This is a genomic window from Halioglobus sp. HI00S01 (assembly GCF_001635445.1).
In the GTDB taxonomy this organism is placed as follows: Bacteria; Pseudomonadota; Gammaproteobacteria; order Pseudomonadales; family Halieaceae; genus Halioglobus; species Halioglobus japonicus.
Genome location: NZ_LWEE01000095.1, coordinates 1 through 217, shown reverse-complemented (window position 1 = coordinate 217; position 217 = coordinate 1). Strand labels below are relative to the sequence as shown.

General features: G+C 58.1%; 1 protein-coding gene. It reads right to left on the bottom strand.

Annotated elements, in window-relative coordinates; genetic code table 11:
* On the bottom strand, positions 1-217 hold a 217-nt coding region (locus tag A3709_RS23720), incomplete at both ends, for a hypothetical protein (protein WP_197484182.1).

Below are 217 nucleotides of genomic sequence, written 5' to 3'. Positions count from 1 at the left end.
TGATGTGGTCTCACCCACCTGGAATTCCAGGACGTAGTTGTCGCCGCTGTAAGTGAAATCCAGATCGATAACATCACTTTCCATGGTCGCTTCACGCGGACGCGCCTGGTAGAACGCCACATTCAGAGGGCCACAGACCGGTGTGCCACCCATCAGGCATTCAGGCGGCGTATCGACACCACTCCAGGACGTGTTGCCCTGGGTCAGCCACAGTGCG